The organism is Stenotrophomonas sp. SAU14A_NAIMI4_5, assembly GCF_003086795.1.
GTDB lineage: Bacteria > Pseudomonadota > Gammaproteobacteria > Xanthomonadales > Xanthomonadaceae > Stenotrophomonas.
This window is the reverse complement of record NZ_CP026003.1, coordinates 2,731,455-2,744,575: the sequence shown is the minus strand read 5'-3', so window position 1 is coordinate 2,744,575 and position 13,121 is coordinate 2,731,455. Positions and strand designations below refer to the sequence as shown.

The window sequence follows — 13,121 nt, the reverse complement described above, 5'->3', positions numbered from 1 at the left end:
CGCTGGGTATGGCGGCAGTGTCCAACAAGGTGGTCGAGACCGTGGCGCGCGCCGTGTTCAAGCGCAGCCCGGTGCTGGTCACCGAGCTCTATTCAAGCGCCGGCGAGCAGCCGCGCCGCTACGATTCCGCCGAGGCGCTGTGTGAGCACGGCAGGGCATTGCAGTGGGTGTCCGGCGGCATGCTGCTGGTGGGCGTGCAGTACGCGGACATGGGCGGCGCCGTGCGCGTTCGCCCGTTCGACAGCGGGCGCGGTGACTCCGCGCGCGTCATGGTGTCCGGCTGGGGGCTGATCTCGATCCTGCTGCCGATGGCCATCGATGCGAACGTCGGCGCGAAAGTGCAGGCCCTGACCGAGCGCGCCGCACTGGCCCGCGAGCGCGGCGCGCTGGACGTTCCGCCGGTGTGCGACTGGAACTGGAAGGCGGTCGAGTCGCACAAGCGCCGCCTGCAGGAAGTGCTCAGGAAAGCCCTGTAAGGCGCCCGCTCAGTCGTCGTCGCGCTTCAGCGCCGTATCCGCCGCCAGCAGCGCCTGCGCGGCCGCACTCAGCGGCGGTGAGGGCGGCGTATCGCAGCCGATGGCCGCCATCATCCGCTCCATGCCGACGAAGCTGCGCGCGCGGCGGTCGTAGATGCCGGTGACCAGCAGCGCGCGGGTGGCGACTTTCTGCTCCGGCCCGACCAGCACGCGCTGCTCCATGATGATGCGCGTTCCGACCCAGCCGGCCAGCCGCGTTTCCAGGGTGAACTGCTGGAAGGGCTTGAGTTCGCGACGGAACTGGATGGTGCCCGCACCAACGATGGGCGCCCACTTCTCGCGCAGCGCCACCTTGCCCAGGCCCATGCGCAGGATCAGGTCCAGCCGGCCCAGGTCGAAGATGTTCCAGTAGCGGCCGTTGGTCATGTGCAGGTTGCTGTCCAGATCGTTGGGCAGCACCCGGAACGGCAGCCGCGAGACCCCGAACGGGGCCTCCAGCTTCGGCCGGAACAGGCTGCACAGCAGCAGGTGGAGCAGGCGGAACCAGAGATTCATGACTATGACGACTGTTATAGGACGGGCGATACGCTAATCTATGACGACTGTCCTAGCAAGGTGAGCGGATGAGCCCGCGAGCGTCCGATGCCCCCCAGCGTGTGATCGATGCGGCCGCCCAGATGCTGGCGCGGGTCGGGCTCAATGCCACCAGCATCCGCGAGGTGACCAAGCTGGCCGAGGCGCCGCTGGGCTCGACCTATCACCATTTCCCGGGTGGCAAGCAGGAATTGCTGGCCCGCGCCACGCAGATGGCAGGCGACAAAGTGGAAGCCCTGCTGGTAGAGCTGCTGCGTGGCGGCGCGGTGCAGGGCCTGCAGCAGTTCCTGGCGATCTGGCGCGAGCGCCTGCTGCGCACGCAGTTCCGCGCCGGCTGCCCGGTGCTGGCCGCGGCGGTGGAAGAACCGGTGGAAGCGGTCGCGAGCCAGCCACGCGCGGCGGCAGCCGAGGTGTTCGCGCGCTGGCAGGGGCATCTGGCCCAGGCCTTCGTGGCCGACGGTCACGCACCGGAACAGGCGGCCGCGCTGGCCAGCCTGGTCATCGCCAGCGTGGAAGGTGCGGTGGCCATGAGCCGCGCGCTGCAGGACATCGCCCCGTTCGACCAGGTGGCCGCCCAGCTGCTGAAGGCAGCCGCGCCGCCCACACGCTAGAATCGACCCGAACGCACCCACGCGTGCCCGGCAAGGATGTCCGCATGCTGCACTCCCTTTGGTCCGGCCCAGTGCCGGCATGAAGCAGACCAAGCGCTTCAACCGCACGCCGTTGAAGCTGCCGATGACACGCAGCAGTGAAGTCGCCCGCGCGCGACGACAGCTGCAGCACCACGGGTGGCCGCGCCTGCAGATGGCGCTGATCGTATTGCTGACCGGCGGCGCCGGCTTCCTCGCCTCGCATGCGCTGCGTCTGGCCGGCCTGGACAGCATGCTGCTGCGTTATCCGCTGGCGGTGCTGCTGGCCTATGCCGTGTTCCTGCTGCTGATGTGGCTCTGGATCCGCTGGCGCTGGGATGCGGTGGCTGACGGTGCTGCCGAGGTCGCTGGTAATGGCGGCGGCGGGGGCAGCTCCCCACGCGCGGGCCCTTCATGGGGCGGCAACGGCGGTAATTCCGGTGGTGGCGGTGCCTCGGCGTCGTGGGCTGAAGCCTCGGCCCCATCCATCACCGACACCGATGGCGCGTCCCTGCTGGAGGTTGCAGACGGTGAGGCCGGGCTGCCACTGCTGGCCGTGCTCGGTCTTCTCGCGCTGGTGGCCACCGTGCTGCTGGCCAGTGTCTGGGTGGTGTGGTCGGCGCCGGTGCTGATGGCCGAGCTGCTGGTGGACGCCGCCATTGTCGGTGGCCTGTACCGCCGCATGCAGGGCATGGGCGCGCAGGGGTGGTGGCGGTTGTGCCTGTCGCACACGTTCTGGCCGCTGCTGGGCCTGGTGGTGTTCTTCGCCGCGCTGGGCTGGGGTGCACAGCAGCTGGCGCCGGACGCGGTCAATCTCATGCAGGTGGTGCAGGCGCTGTAGCGTCGCTGAGTGTGCCCGCAGGGCCGCGGTCCTTCTTCAACACAGGGTGCTCGAGCACCGGTTGGTCATGAGCAGATACGTTGCATGGAAGCGTATATGGGCCATCGCCGCTGTGGTTTCGGCAGTGGCGTTGCTGTGCCTGGCCTGCACGCTGAAGCCCTGGCAGAACGCGTCCCTCGGGCCGCCGACGATGAACCTTGGCACCGCGCAGATGCAGGCGGAGATCATGGCGCTTGCGATCAGGAACCCCATCCTGCCACCACCGCCCCGGTCGTTGCCGGTGCCCATGGCGATGGGGGGCCGTGGGGCTGCGACAGCAGACCGCTGGCGTCCCGAGGTGCAACGGCAGTTGTCCGATCCTGCGCCTGCCGCAACCATCGTGATCGACCACACACTGCCGTACTGCCAGCCGGAAGGCCATGCCCGGTTCTGCCAGGATGTCGATGACCTGGTGGACTGGGTGGAGGAGCGCCCGATGTACCTGCTGCGGCGGCAGCTGCAGGCACAGCTGCCGCTGGCCAACCGGCGCAGCAGGCGGGTGCCGGATGCAGCGCTGGAGGGCGCTGCGCATCTGGGTTTCGTGCAGCTGCGCATGATCCAGAAGCAGGGTTGCCAGCGGTCCGCAACGGAGGAGAGCCTTGAAGAGAGCGTGATCCTCCTGCTGTCGATGCCGGTGTTCAGTGCGGACAACCAATGGGCCATGATTGCCGTGGCCGCTGACTACTGTTCAAGCATCGGGGGCCGGCGTTCCCGTATGCTGTTCCACAGGGAAGAGGGGCGGTGGGTGCTGGAACGACCCGAACTGGCCCTATCGGGAATCCGTCGAGGGCGGGCGCTGTGGCCCGGCCGGGGATGAGTCAATCGCCAAGGAGAGGCATATGCAATCTGCTGCACGCAACAACAGGATGTGGTGTTGGATGATGGGCGCGATGTTCGCGCTGTTGATGCCCTTCACCGTGATGGGGCAGGCCGCGCCTCCTGCGGCGCAACCGGCCGTCGATACCGCCGTCGCAGCCGAAGAGGCGAAGTGCCGCGCCTGCACCTACGAACGCATCGGCCGCAAGGTCGATATCGGTCTGGTGGCCTTGATGGCCACGTTGATCATCGGCGTGCTGTTCGCCGTCTCCCGCGAGTGGGGAACGCCCTCGCAGCGCTGGACCTGCCGCAGCACGGCCCTGTTCCTGGCGGCGATGGGCCTGGTGTTCGTGTGGCGCGCCGGCAGCGTGCTCTACCTGGGCTACAGCCTGTGGCAGGAGGTGCCGTCGCTGGTCATCGCAGGGTGGGTCGATGGCCTGCTGACCACCTCGCCGCGCTGGCTGATGGCCCTGCTGCTGATGGCGGCGGCACCGCTCATCTGGAGGCGCAGCGAGCAGCTGCCACGCTGGCGCATCGCCTGAGGCAGCGCCGGGCATTGCCCGGCGTTTCCACGCGGGCGCTCACTCAAAGCGCCAGCGTACCCCTGCGTACACGCCGCGGCCTTCGCCCGGCGTCGAGCGCGCGACATCCTTGCCCGCGTCGTTGTAGCCCGGCGTGACCGTGGCTGCGTAGTGGCGGTCGCCGATGTTGCGCATCTCCGCCCAGGCCTGCCAGCGGCCGCCCGGCGCGTCGTAGCCGATGCGACTGCCGAAGATCACGTGGCTGTCGGCCCAATAACTGTTGGCGTAGTCCACCGCGATGCGCGAGGCGTACTCGGTGTTCAGTTCGGCATACAGGCCCGAGGCATGGTCGAAGCGCAGTTCGGCCTGGTAGCTGTGCTGCGGCAGGCCGGGCAGGCGGTTGCTGCCGAAGCGCGCGTCGTGGCGGTAGCGGAAATCGCTGAACGTGTAGGCCTGGCGCAGCGACAGGCAGCCCGGCACACCCTGCCACAGCGTGCTGTCCAGGCCGGCCTCGATGCCGCGGTGCACGGTGGGGCTGGCATTGTTCTCGGCCACGAACAGGTTCGGCACCGGCTGCAGCTCGACGCTCAGCAGTTCGTGGTTCACGTGCGCGTAGTAGCCGGTCAGTTCCCAGCGGCCCAGTGCGGCTTCGCCACGCGCGCCCAGTTCCAGCGTAGTGGCGGTCTGGTTCTGCATCGCCACCGGCGTGCTCTGGCGACCGGTCGACGGACCGTTGCCGGCGCCGAAGAACTGGTTCGAACCCCAGATCATCGACCACGGGTGCGGCGCTTCCACCGAGCGGCTGAGGTTGCCGAACCATTGCGTCTGCGCACTGTGCTGCCAGGTGAAGCCCAGGCGCGGCGCGTAATCCCAGTCGTGGTCGCGCAGGCGGCCACCGCTGGTGGGCCAGGTCACCTGCACATCGCTGCGGGTGTTGATCAGCGCCAGGCCGGTCTGCACGCGCAGGCGATCATTCACGGCCAGGTTGTTGCCGATATGCAGCGTGCTCTGCGTGCCGAGATGGCGGAAATCACGCGTGTGCGTGCCGGCCGCATAGCCGTTGCTGGCAAAGCGCAGCGACTCGCGCACGTTGGCATCGAGGTCGTGGGTCACGCGCAGGCCGACGGTGGTTTCGCTGTCCAGCCCGAACAGCGGATGGCGGCGGCGGTAGTCCAGCGTCGCGTTGAGGTCGGCGTAGTCCAGCTGCTGGCGGTACAGGCTCTCGCCCAGGTCCATCGGGTACTTGTGATAGACCAGCCCGGCCTGCAGCGAGGAATCCTCGTCGATCTGCAGCGTGGTCATGTTGCCGATCCAGGTGCTGCCCGGCTGCGGGCGGCGCGCGTCGATGGCGAGGTTGGCCGGGTTGGCCGCACGCGGGTCGTTGCGGATCTGGTCGCGGGTCAGGCGCCCGGGCGTTTCGTGATTGGTCTCGCGGTAGCGCACGAAGAAGCGCGTCTGCAGGTCGGGGCTGATCTGCCAGCCGATGTTGGCCATCGCGCCCTTGCCGTCGCCGCGCGCGTGGCGCTGGTAGCCGTCGAACTCGCTGTCGGTGTAGGCCAGGAAGTAGTCGACATCACCACTGACGCCGCCCCAGCTGATTCCGCGCTTCTGGTAGCCACGGCTGCCGGCTTCGTAATGCAGCTGCACGCCGGCCGAGTCGCGGCCGCTGCGGCTGACATAGTCGATGGCACCGCCCAGCGCCAACGCGCCGCGCTCGAAACCATTGGCGCCGCGCAGCACTTCAACGCGCGACAGCCACAGCGGTTCCAGCAGTTCGTAAGGCGTGCCGCCCGGGCCGGTCAGCGGCAGGCCGTCGAGGGAGACCGCAATGCCCGAGGCATGCGCGCCCGGCCCACGGTTGATGCCCGAGCCGCGGATCGACACCTTGGTGCCCTCGTTGCCCGGCGACTGCGCGCTGATGCCGGGCTGGTAGGCCAGCACATCGGCGCTGCTGGACAGGCGGCTGTCGGCCTTGGCAACGTCGATGACATTGCTGGCACCGGGCACGCGCTTGAGCGCCTCGCGGGCCTGGGCGCTGGCATCGGCGGCAGTGACCTGCACCGCGTCCAGCGTGGTGGCCTGCGGGGCGGCGTGGGCGGTGGCGGCAAGGCCGAGGGAGACGGCCAGGAACAGCAGCGACGGGGTGGGGCGGTAAGACGAGAGCGACATGCGGACAGGCTGTAAACCACTAAAGTGGCGCGCAAGTTAACAGGTCGCGGGCGGTACGTCACCCATCGGCGGCGTATGGGGGCTGCTGCACCTGTAGAGCCGAGCCCATGCTCGGCTTTGCGTCAGAAGCAGTCGAGCAAGCTCGACTCTACGGAGCAGGCTTCGCCAGCGCCTTCGCCTTCGCCTTCGCGTACAGCGCCTTTGCAGTCTCGGCATCGCCCAGCGCCGCATGGCACTCGGCCAGGCTGTCCCAGGCGTTGGCCGAATCCGGGTACAGCTCGGTGTTGAGGGTAAATACCTTCAGCGCCTTGCCCGCACCCAGGCTCTCGCGGATCGCGTAGCCGCTGGCGTTGATGGCGCGCTCGCGTTCGCTGCCGGTAATGCGGATGTTGTCCTGCAACCAGTCGCGCATCGCCTGTGCCGCACCAGCCGTCTCATCCGACGCATAGGCGATCAGGCGCTCGGACAGCACCGCACTCGGAAACTCCTGCGGTGCAGCCACCGCCATCGTGCTCTCCACCAAGGTGCTCGACCACACATTGCGCGCGCTGCCATTGGTCAAGTACACGAACACCCAGTAACCGCTGGCCAGGCTGCCCTTGTAGGCCAGCCGCGCCCGCACGCGGGTACCGCCATCGTGGCCGACCTGGGTGTAGCCATCGCTCCGCGTGGTGTCCCAGCCAGTGGAGAAGAAATTGCTGCCGCCGCTGGCGAGCTTCTGCGGCTGCCAGAGCTTTTCCAGTGTCGCTGTACGCAGCAGCTTGCCGGTGGCCAGCGCCTGCAGGAAGCGGTTCATGTCGCCGACGGTGGTCTGCAGGTCCGCGTGGCCCCAGCCATAGTGCGGCCACGGATCTTCATCGGCCGCCTGCAACGCGCCGTCCTTGCCGGTGTACGGCACTGCCGCGCGTGCTGCCGGCACGCTGTCCAGCCCCCACGAAGTACTGCGCATCTTCAGTGGCTGCAGGATGCGTTCGCGGGCGATGGCCGGGTAGGGCTTGTGGTAGTGCGCTTCCAGCAACGCGGTCAGCACCAGGTAGTTGGCCTGGGTGTACTGCACGCGGCTACCGGTGGCGAACTGCATCGGCGCCGCGCCGGCCACCTTCAGTGCAGCGGCAAGGTCCGGTGCAACGCCGGGGTAGCCCTTGCTCACCCAGCGGTTGTCCACGCGGTCGTAGTACTCGGCGATGCCGGAGCTGTGGTTGAGGAAATCGCGCACATGGATCGCCTGCCAGGCGGCGGGCAGATCGGGGACATAGCGGCTGGCGGGCGCGTCGAGATCCAGCGTGCCCTGATCGACCAGCTGCATCACCAGCGTGCTGGTCAGCAGCTTGGCCATCGACTGCGCGGCGAAGATGCTGTCGACGGTGGCCGCTGCATGCGTGGCCGGGTCGCGTTCACCACTGGCGCCCTGGTAGAGCACGTTGCCGTTGTGGGCGACCAGCACGGCCTGGCCGGCGATGCCGTAGCGCTCGCGGTTGACCTGCAGTTGGGTGTCCAGCCGGCTCGAAAGCCCGTCGCGAACATCACGCGCCGAGGCGGGCAGGGTGACTGCCACGGCGCAGAAGAGTGCAGCAAGGGCGCGATACATCGCGGTGGTCCGTCAGCGGCGATGGCGCATCTTGGTCAGGGCGGGAGATCGGGTCAAGAGCAGCGATTCCCGCCCCAGGGAAAGCCGGCCAGCGACCGGCTCTACCACACGTTCAAGGTAGCGCAGGGCCGTGCCCGGCGACGCTCGATCAGCCCAGGATCCCCGGCAGATCCAGCCCCTTCTCCTTCGCGCATTCCACCGCGATCTCATACCCGGCATCGGCATGGCGCATCACACCGGTGGCCGGGTCGTTCCACAGCACGCGCGCAATGCGCTTCGCGGCCGCGTCGGTGCCATCGCAGACAATCACCATGCCGGCGTGCTGCGAGAAGCCCATGCCCACGCCGCCGCCGTGGTGCAGCGACACCCAGGTCGCGCCGCTGGCGGTGTTGAGCAGGGCGTTCAGCAGCGGCCAGTCGGACACCGCATCGGAACCATCGGCCATTGCCTCGGTCTCGCGGTTTGGCGAGGCCACGCTGCCGCTGTCCAGATGGTCACGGCCGATCACCACCGGCGCCTTCAGTTCGCCGTTGGCCACCATCTCGTTGAAGGCCAGGCCCAGGCGATCGCGGTCGCCCAGGCCGACCCAGCAGATGCGCGCGGGCAGGCCCTGGAACTTGATCTTCTCGGCGGCCATGTCCAGCCAGCGGTGCAGGTGCGGGTTGTCCGGAATCAGCTCCTTCACCTTGGCATCGGTCTTGGCGATGTCTTCCGGGTCGCCGCTCAGCGCTGCCCAGCGGAACGGGCCGATGCCGCGGCAGAACAGCGGGCGGATGTAGGCCGGCACGAAACCGGGGAAGTCGAAGGCATTGGCCACGCCTTCTTCCAGCGCCATCTGCCGCAGGTTGTTGCCGTAATCCACGGTCGGCACGCCCAGCGCGTGGAAGCCGAGCATGGCGCGGATGTGGTTGGCCATCGACGCACGCGCGGCCTTTTCAACCTCCTTCGGCGCGGAAACACGCTTCTCGTCCCACTGCTCGACGGTCCAGCCCTGCGGCAGGTAGCCGTTCACCGGGTCGTGCGCCGAGGTCTGGTCGGTCAGCAGGTCCGGCTTGATGCCGCGTTCCAGCAGTTCGGCCAGCACGTCAGCCACATTGCCCAGCAGGCCTACCGACTTCGGCGTGCCTGCCTTGCAGGCTTCATCGATCAGCCGGAGTGCTTCATCCAAGTTGTCGGTCCAGGTGTCCAGGTAGCCGGTGCGCAGGCGCATGTCGATGCTGCTCTTGCGGCACTCGACGGCCAGGCACGAGGCGCCGGCCATCACCGCGGCCAGCGGCTGCGCGCCGCCCATGCCGCCCAGGCCGCCGGTGAACAGCCACTTGCCGGTCAGGTCGCCACCGAAATGCTGGCGGCCCATTTCCACGAAGGTTTCGTAGGTGCCCTGCACGATGCCCTGCGCGCCGATGTAGATCCAGCTGCCGGCAGTCATCTGGCCGTACATGGCCAGGCCCTTCCTATCCAGCTCGTTGAAGTGGTCCCAGTTGGCCCAGCGCGGTACCAGGTTGGAATTGGCGATCAGCACGCGCGGTGCATCGGCATGGGTGCGGAACACGCCCACCGGCTTGCCCGACTGCACCAGCAGGGTCTGGTCATCGTCCAGCCGCTTGAGCGTTTCGACGATGGCATCGAAGCTTTCCCAGTCGCGCGCGGCACGGCCGATGCCGCCGTACACCACCAGTTCCTGCGGGCGCTCGGCCACGTCCGGGTGCAGATTGTTCATCAGCATGCGCAGCGGCGCTTCGGTCAGCCAGCTCTTGGCGTTCAGCGTGGTGCCGGTGGGCGCGATGATGGTGCGGCTGGGGTCGTTGCGGGTCATGCGGCGCTCCGGTTCGTAGCGAATTCAAGGCAGGCGTTGAGCACCTGCGCCAGGGTGTGGCGCAGCGGTGCGGCGTGTTCGGGGTCGAGCGGGGTGGGCCAGCTGTGCTCGTCCACCTGGTCGGGCAGCGGTTCGTGCATGTAGCCACGGCAGGCCAGTTCCATCTGCAGCGTGTGCACGCCACCGGGGATGTCGCTGTAGTGGCGGGTGATCCAGCCGCCCTTGAAGCGGCCGTTGCGCACCTGGCTCATGCCGCTGATCTTCAAGAGGTTCTCCACCACATCGCTCAGTGCGTTGTCGCAGGAGGTATCCGGTGCACCGGACGGACCGGCCGTGCCCAGGTTGAACTGCGGCAGCTCGCCGTCGAACAGGTGCGGGATATGCGAGCGGATCGAATGCGCGTCATACACCACCACCGTGCCGTGGCGCGCACGCAGGCGTGCGATCTGCGCGGCCAGTGCATCGTGGTAGGGCGCGAAATACGTGTCGCGGCGGCGGTCGATCTCCGCCTCATCCGGCTCGTGGCCGGCGTGGTACAGCGGCTGGTTGTCGAAGGTGGTCAGCGGGCACAGGCCGGTGGTGTTCTGGCCCGGGTACAGCGACACGCCGCTGGGGTCGCGGTTGAGGTCGATCACCGAACGCGAGATCGCCGAGCGCACGGTGGTCGCGCCCATCCCGCGCACGAAGTCGTAGAGGTCGTGCACCCACCAGTCGGCATCGCGCCGCGCCAGCCACGGCGAGTGGTAATCGCCCATCAGCTCGTGCGGCAGCTCGCTGCCGGTATGCGGGAAGCTGACGATCAACGGGGCATCGCCCTCGTGCACCGTCAGCCATTCGGGGCGGGCATTCATGCCTGCGGCTCCACGGTCGGCAGCAGTTCGCCCAGGCCCTGTGCCAGTGCGCCGCTGCGTACCAGGTTCGTGGCGACCACCATGTCCGGGTGGAAGTAGCGGTCTTCTTCCAGCGTCGGCACCTGCGCGCGGAGGGTGGCACGCACGGTTTCCAGCGCAGCGCTGGAGCGTAGCGGCGCGTGGAAATCGCAGCCCTGCGCGGCGGCCAGCAGCTCGATGCCGATCACGTTGGCCGCGTTCTCGGCCATCTGCATCAGGCGGCGCGCGCCGTGTGCGGCCATCGAGACATGGTCTTCCTGGTTGGCCGAGGTCGGGATCGAATCGACGCTGGCCGGGTAGGCGCGCTGCTTGTTTTCAGAGACCAGCGCGGCGGCGGTCACCTGCGGAATCATGAAGCCGGAATTCAGGCCCGGGCGCGGGGTCAGGAACGCGGGCAGGCCGGACAGTGCCGGGTCGACCAGCATCGCCAGGCGGCGCTCGCTGATCGAACCGATCTCGCACACGGCCATCGCCAGCATGTCGGCGGCGAAGGCCACCGGCTCGGCGTGGAAGTTGCCGCCGGACAGTGCTTCGCCCGTGTCGGTGAACACCAGCGGATTGTCGGACACACCGTTGGCTTCGATTTCCAGCGTGGTCGCGGCCTGGCGCAGGATGTCCAGCGCCGCGCCCATCACCTGCGGCTGGCAGCGCAGGCAGTACGGATCCTGCACGCGCACATCGTTGTCGCGATGCGATTCGCGGATGTCCGAGCCCTGCATCAGCGAACGCAGGGTGGCGGCGGTGGCGATCTGCCCGTGCTGGCCGCGGATGGCATGGATGCGCGGATCGAACGGCGTGTCCGAACCCTTGGCCGCTTCCACCGTCAGCGCACCGGTCACCAGCGCGGCCTGGAACACGGTCTCGATCTCGAACAGACCGGCCAGCGCATACGCCGTGGAGAACTGGGTGCCGTTGAGCAGAGCCAGGCCTTCCTTCGCGTCCAGCTCCACCGGCTGCAGGCCAACGCGTTCCAGGGCGTCCATCGCCGGCAGACGCTCCTCGCCGATGAAGGCCTCGCCCACGCCCAGCATCACGCTGGCCAGGTGCGAAAGCGGTGCCAGGTCCCCCGAAGCGCCGACCGAGCCCTGCGCCGGCACCACCGGCAGCACGCCCTTCACCAGCATCGCCTCCAGCAGCAGCAGGGTTTCCTCGCGCACGCCCGAAGCGCCCTGCGCCAGGCTGACCAGCTTCAGCGCCATCATCAGCCGCACCACGCTGGCCGGCATCGGCTCGCCCACGCCGGCGGCATGCGAGAGCACGATGTTCCGCTGCAGGGTGGCCAGGTCTTCGCGCTCGATGCGCACGCTGGCCAGCTTGCCGAAGCCGGTGTTGATGCCATACACCGGCGCGCCCTTGGCGACGATGGCGGCCACCGCGGCGGCGCTGGCGCGCACCACCGGCAGCGCGGCCGGGTCCAGTGCAAGCGGCGCACCGCGGTAGACCTGCCGCCACTGGGCGAGGGTGACATGGCCGGGGCGAAGAACCAGGGTGTTGCTCATGTGTTGCTCCAGGAAGCAGGCAGGTCGGGCTGTCCGCGCACCACGCGCGCGTGCAGCGGGTTGAATCCCATGCGATAGACCAGGTCGGCCGGCGCGTCGATGTCCCAGATCGCCAGGTCGCAGTCCAGGCCCACCGCCAGGCGGCCGATGCGCTCGCTGTGGCCCAGCGCGCGCGCCGCTTCACGGGTGAAGCCCGCGATGCATTCGTCCACGGTCAGGCGGAACAGGGTCGCGCCCATGTTCATCGCCAGCAGCGGGCTGGTCAGCGGCGAGGTACCGGGGTTGCTGTCGGTGGCGAGTGCCAGCGGCACGCCGGCCGCACGCAGCGCGGCAATCGGCGGCAGGGTGGTGTCGCGGGTGAAATAGAAGGCGCCGGGCAGCAGCACGGCCACGGTGCCGGCGGCCGCCATCGCGGCAATGCCGGCATCGTCGAGGTGTTCGATATGGTCGGCCGACAGCGCACCGAAACCGGCAGCCAGTTCGGCGCCATGCTGGTTGCTCATCTGTTCGGCGTGGATCTTCACCGCAAGCCCGTTCGCACGTGCCGCCGCAAAGACCTGCCGTGCCTGTGCTGGAGAGAAGGCGATGTTCTCGCAGAACACGTCCACGGCCTCGGCCAGGCCTTCGGCAGCGATGGCCGGGATCATCACGTTGCACACCTCGTCGGTGTACTCCTGTGCCTCGCGCCCCGGCGGTACCGCATGCGCGCCGAGGAAGGTCGGGACCACATTCACCCGGCATTCCTCGCCGAGTGCGCGGGCCACCTGCAGCTGCTTGCGCTCGTCGTCCAGGGTCAGGCCGTAGCCGGATTTGATCTCGACCGTGGTGATGCCCTCGGCGCGCATCGCCAGCAGGCGCGGGCGGCTCTCGTTGGCCAACTGCTGCGGCGAAGCGGCGCGGGTGGCGCGCACGGTGGAGACGATGCCGCCGCCGGCGCGGGCGATGTCGGCATAGCTGACGCCCTGCAGGCGCTGCTCGAACTCATTGGCGCGGTTGCCGGCGTAGACCAGGTGGGTGTGGCAGTCGACCAGGCCCGGCGAGATCCAGCGGCCTTCGCCATCGATGCGGGTGGTCGGCTGCAGGTGCGCATCGCTGCCGGCCGGGCCGACATGAACGATGTGGCCCTCGGCGCAGGCCAGCACGCCATCGGTGATGACACCCAGCCCCTCGCCATCGAGGGTCATCAGGTGGACGTTGGACCAGAGGGTATCGACGTGCATGGCATCCACAACGCGGCTGTGCT

The 13,121-nt window shown here is 68.5% G+C and carries 12 protein-coding genes; 5 read left to right on the top strand and 7 right to left on the bottom strand.

Annotated elements, in window-relative coordinates; translation table 11 throughout:
• The first annotated feature begins 8 nt into the window (after positions 1 to 8).
• Positions 9 to 476: a hypothetical protein gene (locus C1925_RS12875; protein ID WP_108769232.1), complete on the top strand. Its 468-nt coding sequence runs from the start codon at positions 9 to 11 to the stop codon at positions 474 to 476.
• A gap of 9 nt (positions 477 to 485) precedes the next feature.
• Here C1925_RS12875 and C1925_RS12870 read toward each other — a convergent pair whose 3' ends face one another.
• Positions 486 to 1,031 carry a thioesterase family protein gene (locus C1925_RS12870; RefSeq protein ID WP_108769231.1) on the bottom strand — a complete coding sequence of 182 codons (546 nt, stop codon included), beginning with the start codon at positions 1,029 to 1,031 and terminating at the stop codon, positions 486 to 488.
• Between the two features lie 68 nt (positions 1,032 to 1,099).
• Here C1925_RS12870 and C1925_RS12865 point away from each other — a divergent pair, with 68 nt between their 5' ends.
• The 4 genes from C1925_RS12865 to C1925_RS12850 all read left to right on the top strand — a co-directional run bounded on the left by C1925_RS12865 (position 1,100) and on the right by C1925_RS12850 (position 3,937).
• Entirely contained in the window at positions 1,100 to 1,681 is a 582-nt protein-coding gene (locus C1925_RS12865; protein WP_108769230.1) for a TetR/AcrR family transcriptional regulator, read from the top strand.
• A 79-nt stretch (positions 1,682 to 1,760) separates the two neighbouring features.
• Positions 1,761 to 2,540, top strand: coding sequence for a hypothetical protein (locus C1925_RS12860; RefSeq protein WP_108769229.1), 780 nt, complete (start codon positions 1,761 to 1,763; stop codon positions 2,538 to 2,540).
• A 67-nt stretch (positions 2,541 to 2,607) separates the two neighbouring features.
• A complete protein-coding gene (locus C1925_RS12855; RefSeq protein WP_159097527.1) occupies positions 2,608 to 3,396 on the top strand; it encodes a hypothetical protein in 789 nt (262 codons plus the stop codon).
• Positions 3,397 to 3,418: 22 nt separating this feature from the next.
• On the top strand, positions 3,419 to 3,937 hold the full coding sequence (locus tag C1925_RS12850) for a hypothetical protein (RefSeq protein ID WP_108769227.1): 519 nt from the start codon (positions 3,419 to 3,421) through the stop codon (positions 3,935 to 3,937).
• Positions 3,938 to 3,976: 39 nt separating this feature from the next.
• On the opposite strand, the gene C1925_RS12845 is transcribed toward C1925_RS12850, so the two are convergent.
• The 6 genes from C1925_RS12845 to hutI form a co-directional block, all read right to left on the bottom strand.
• Complete coding sequence (locus C1925_RS12845) at positions 3,977 to 6,085, bottom strand: TonB-dependent receptor (protein ID WP_108769226.1); 2,109 nt, start codon at positions 6,083 to 6,085, stop codon at positions 3,977 to 3,979.
• A 148-nt stretch (positions 6,086 to 6,233) separates the two neighbouring features.
• On the bottom strand, positions 6,234 to 7,673 hold the full coding sequence (locus tag C1925_RS12840; protein ID WP_108769225.1) for a serine hydrolase domain-containing protein: 1,440 nt from the start codon (positions 7,671 to 7,673) through the stop codon (positions 6,234 to 6,236).
• Positions 7,674 to 7,821: 148 nt separating this feature from the next.
• On the bottom strand, positions 7,822 to 9,489 hold the full coding sequence (hutU, locus tag C1925_RS12835) for a urocanate hydratase (protein WP_108769224.1): 1,668 nt from the start codon (positions 9,487 to 9,489) through the stop codon (positions 7,822 to 7,824).
• Positions 9,486 to 10,340, bottom strand: a complete 855-nt coding sequence (gene hutG / locus C1925_RS12830; RefSeq protein ID WP_108769223.1) for an N-formylglutamate deformylase — start codon at positions 10,338 to 10,340, stop codon at positions 9,486 to 9,488. Before hutG ends, hutU begins: the two co-directional genes overlap by 4 nt.
• Positions 10,337 to 11,878 carry a histidine ammonia-lyase gene (gene hutH, locus C1925_RS12825; RefSeq protein WP_108769222.1) on the bottom strand — a complete coding sequence of 514 codons (1,542 nt, stop codon included), beginning with the start codon at positions 11,876 to 11,878 and terminating at the stop codon, positions 10,337 to 10,339. Before hutH ends, hutG begins: the two co-directional genes overlap by 4 nt.
• Complete coding sequence (gene hutI, locus C1925_RS12820; protein WP_108770708.1) at positions 11,875 to 13,098, bottom strand: imidazolonepropionase; 1,224 nt, start codon at positions 13,096 to 13,098, stop codon at positions 11,875 to 11,877. The genes hutH and hutI overlap by 4 nt, the downstream gene beginning before the upstream one ends.
• Between the last annotated feature and the right edge of the window lie 23 nt (positions 13,099 to 13,121).

What these genes read in the sequence shown, in the direction of transcription:
- C1925_RS12840 (WP_108769225.1), bottom strand. Translation starts at nt 7,673, where the DNA reads ATGTATCGCGCCCTTGCTGCACTCTTCTGCGCCGTGGCAGTCACCCTG.
- C1925_RS12870 (WP_108769231.1), bottom strand. Translation starts at nt 1,031, where the DNA reads ATGAATCTCTGGTTCCGCCTGCTCCACCTGCTGCTGTGCAGCCTGTTC.
- hutH (WP_108769222.1), bottom strand. Translation starts at nt 11,878, where the DNA reads ATGAGCAACACCCTGGTTCTTCGCCCCGGCCATGTCACCCTCGCCCAG.
- hutI (WP_108770708.1), bottom strand. Translation starts at nt 13,098, where the DNA reads ATGCACGTCGATACCCTCTGGTCCAACGTCCACCTGATGACCCTCGAT.
- hutG (WP_108769223.1), bottom strand. Translation starts at nt 10,340, where the DNA reads ATGAATGCCCGCCCCGAATGGCTGACGGTGCACGAGGGCGATGCCCCG.
- hutU (WP_108769224.1), bottom strand. Translation starts at nt 9,489, where the DNA reads ATGACCCGCAACGACCCCAGCCGCACCATCATCGCGCCCACCGGCACC.
- C1925_RS12865 (WP_108769230.1), top strand. Translation starts at nt 1,100, where the DNA reads ATGAGCCCGCGAGCGTCCGATGCCCCCCAGCGTGTGATCGATGCGGCC.
- C1925_RS12850 (WP_108769227.1), top strand. Translation starts at nt 3,419, where the DNA reads ATGCAATCTGCTGCACGCAACAACAGGATGTGGTGTTGGATGATGGGC.
- C1925_RS12875 (WP_108769232.1), top strand. Translation starts at nt 9, where the DNA reads ATGGCGGCAGTGTCCAACAAGGTGGTCGAGACCGTGGCGCGCGCCGTG.
- C1925_RS12860 (WP_108769229.1), top strand. Translation starts at nt 1,761, where the DNA reads ATGAAGCAGACCAAGCGCTTCAACCGCACGCCGTTGAAGCTGCCGATG.
- C1925_RS12845 (WP_108769226.1), bottom strand. Translation starts at nt 6,085, where the DNA reads ATGTCGCTCTCGTCTTACCGCCCCACCCCGTCGCTGCTGTTCCTGGCC.
- C1925_RS12855 (WP_159097527.1), top strand. Translation starts at nt 2,608, where the DNA reads ATGAGCAGATACGTTGCATGGAAGCGTATATGGGCCATCGCCGCTGTG.